This window comes from Phaeovulum sp., from assembly GCF_041596715.1.
Classification (GTDB): Bacteria; Pseudomonadota; Alphaproteobacteria; order Rhodobacterales; family Rhodobacteraceae; genus UBA6213.
The window spans coordinates 1-3,218 of sequence record NZ_JBFHIA010000300.1; the positions used below are offsets into that span (position 1 = coordinate 1).

At 64.4% G+C, this 3,218-nt stretch carries 3 protein-coding genes; all 3 read left to right on the top strand.

From position 1 onward, the window contains the following. On the top strand, nucleotides 1–213 hold a 213-nt coding region (locus tag ABY403_RS14975; protein ID WP_372841622.1), incomplete at its 5' end, for a hypothetical protein. Beyond that, complete coding sequence (gene pheT / locus ABY403_RS14980; protein WP_372841623.1) at nucleotides 210–2,618, top strand: phenylalanine--tRNA ligase subunit beta; 2,409 nt, start codon at nucleotides 210–212, stop codon at nucleotides 2,616–2,618. The genes ABY403_RS14975 and pheT, both read left to right, overlap by 4 nt. A 67-nt stretch (nucleotides 2,619–2,685) precedes the next feature. After that, nucleotides 2,686–3,218 (top strand): GMC family oxidoreductase (locus ABY403_RS14985; RefSeq protein WP_372841624.1); only part of this gene is annotated, 533 nt, incomplete at its 3' end.

Consider the following 3,218-nt stretch of genomic DNA (forward strand, 5'->3'; position numbering starts at 1 on the left):
ATGACCCCCAGCACCTCCCTTCCGCCCGGCGGCACGCCGGGCAGCGCCCGAACCGCCCCCACGGGGCGGGCGCTTTGCGCCCACCCCTCGGTTCGGGCGCTGCCCTTTCTGCGAAGCCTCGCCGGTGCAATCGCGCGCTTTGCGCCAACTTTCGGGTTGCGCACCATCCTTGATCTATCGCGGCACCCGCTGCCCATGGAGTCCCACCAATGAAACTCACCCTCTCCTGGCTGCGTGACCATCTCGACACCGACGCCACGCTTGACGAAATTACCTATGCCCTCACCGACCTCGGGCTTGAGGTGGAAGAGGTCACGAACCCGGTGGCGAAGCTCGCCCCTTTCACCCTCGCGCGCGTGCAATCGGCAGTGCAGCACCCCGAGGCGGATCGGCTGCGGGTTTGCATGGTCGAAACCGACGAAGGGCTGAAGCAGATCGTTTGCGGCGCGCCGAACGCGCGCGAGGGTATCACCGTCGTGCTGTGCAAGCCCGGCGATTATGTGCCCGGCATCGATGTGACCCTTGGCATCGGCAAAATCCGCGGTGTTGAAAGCCACGGCATGATGGCATCCGAGCGCGAGCTAGAGCTTTCGGACGAACACAACGGTATCATCGAGCTAGACTCGGGCCATGTCGGGCAGAAGTTCGTCGATTGGCTGGCCGAGCATCGCCCCGAAGTGGTGGACCCGGTGATCGAAATCAAGATCACCCCGAACCGCCCCGATGCGCTGGGCATCCGCGGCATCGCCCGTGACCTTGCCGCGCGTGGCCTTGGCACGCTGAAACCGCTTGAAGTCGAGCCCGTGCCCGGCGGCTTTGCCTGCCCGATCACCGTTACAATCGACCCCGAACTCAAGAAAAAGGGCTGCCCGCTATTCGCAGGCCGCCTGATCCGCGGTGTCACCAACGGCCCCAGCCCCGACTGGTTGCAACAGCGGTTGCTGGCGATTGGCTTGCGCCCGATTTCGGCGCTGGTCGATATCACCAACTTCTTCACCTATGATCTGAACCGCCCGCTGCATGTGTTTGACGCGGCCAAGGTGCAAGGCGGGTTGCATATCGCCCCAACCAAGGGCGGCGAAGAGTTGGTGGCGCTGGACGGCAAGACCTACACGCTGCGCCCCGGCATGATGCTGATTTCTGACGACGCACAGCCAGAAAGCCTTGCGGGTATCATGGGGGGCGAACATTCGGGCTGTACCGAAACCACCACCGATGTGTTCCTCGAATCCGCCTATTGGGACCCGATTACCATTGCCGCTACAGGCCGCGCGCTCAAGATCACCTCTGACGCGCGTTACCGGTTCGAGCGTGGCGTGGACCCCGCTTTCACCCTGCCGGGGCTGGAGCTGGCAACAGCGATGGTGCTGGAGCTTTGCGGCGGCGAGGCGAGCGAAGTGGTCATGGATGGTGCCGTGCCCGATGTCAGCTGCGCCTACAAGCTAGACCCTGCGCGCGTGCAAAGCCTTGTCGGGATGGAGATTCCCGAAGAGACGCAGCGCGCCACGCTTGAGGCTTTGGGCTTCAGCATCGAGGGTAACATGGTTACCCCGCCAACCTGGCGCCCTGATGTGCTGGGCGAGGCGGATCTGGTTGAGGAAGTGGCGCGCATCGCTTCGCTTACCGGTTTGCAGGGCCGCCCGCTTGCGCGCGAAACCACAGGCGTGCCTGCGCCGATTCTGACTCCGATGCAAATGCGCGAAAAGACCGCGCGGCGAATGCTGGCGTCCTTGGGCTACAATGAATGTGTGACCTACAGTTTCATCGACGCGGCTTCGGCCACGGCTTTTGGCGGTGGGCAGGATGCCACGCGGATTGAAAACCCGATTTCATCGGAAATGACCCATCTGCGCCCTGATCTGCTGCCGGGCCTTCTGGCAGCAGCAGCGCGCAATCAGGCGCGCGGCTATCCCGATCTTGCGCTTTTCGAGGTTGGTCCCGCCTTCAACGGGGGCGAACCGGGTGAGCAGGTTTTGCAAGGGGCGGGCCTTTTGGTCGGTGCGTCAGCCCCCCGCGATCCCTTTGGTTCGCGCCGCCCGGTTGATCTTTACGATGCCAAGGCCGATGCCGAGGCGGTGCTGGCTGTGCTTGGCGCGCCTGCGAAAGTGCAGATCAACCGCAAGGTGGCGTCGTGGTGGCACCCGGGTCGCAGCGGCGCAATGGCGCTGGGCCCGAATGTCATCTGCACCTTTGGCGAGGTGCACCCGCGCGTGCTGCGCGACATGGGGGTCAAGGGGCCCGCGGTTGCCTTTACGCTTGCCCTTACGGCGCTGCCGTTCCCGAAGCTGAAAACACCCACGCGCCCTGCGCTGGCGCTTGCCGATTTGCAGGCGGTCGAGCGTGACTTTGCCTTTGTGGTCGATGCGCGCACCGAGGCGCTGACGCTGGTCAACGCCGCCGCTGGTGCCGATAAGACATTGATCGAATCGGTGCGTGTGTTCGACCAGTTCAGCGGCGAAAAGGCCGAGGCGCAGATGGGTGCGGGCAAAAAGTCGATCGCGCTTTCGGTGCGATTGCAGCCCCGCGACAAGACCCTGACCGAAGCCGATATCGAGGCGGTTTCGGCGCGCGTCATCGAAAAGGTCACAAAAGCCACAGGTGGGGTTTTGCGCAGCTGACGCGGCGCACTGGCGCTTGCCATAAGGCCCTGAAAGCACGAGGCTCCGCCCATCCTGGGAGGGGTATGTGGTTTTCGATTACGTTATCGTCGGTGGCGGCTCGGCGGGTTCGGTTCTGGCGGCGCGGTTGTCAGAGGACCCCTCTGTTTCAGTCTGCCTGATTGAAGCGGGCGGGGCCGGGCGCGATATCTTCGTGCGCGCCCCGGCGCTGGTTGCGGCGATGGTTTCGGGCCGCCCGCCAATTCACAACTGGGCATATCACACCACGCGGCAGCCGGGCCTGAAGGGGCGGCGCGGGTTTCAGCCGCGCGGCAAGGCGCTGGGCGGATCTTCCGCCATCAACGCCATGCTTTACACGCGCGGCCACCCCTCTGACTACGACGAATGGGCCGATCTGGGTGCCGAAGGGTGGGATTGGGCCTCGTGCCTGCCCTATTTCCGGCGCGCAGAGGGCAACGCCTGGGGGGCCGATGCACTGCACGGCGGCGATGGCCCCTTGCAGGTGACGGATCAAAGCGCTCCACGCCGTATCTCCCGCGCTTTCGTAGATGCCTGCGAGGCATCGCATATTCCGCGCAACGATGATTTCAACGGCCCGCG

Excerpts from the sequence above, each read along its gene's own strand:
- pheT (WP_372841623.1), top strand. The coding sequence starts at position 210 with ATGAAACTCACCCTCTCCTGGCTGCGTGACCATCTCGACACCGACGCC.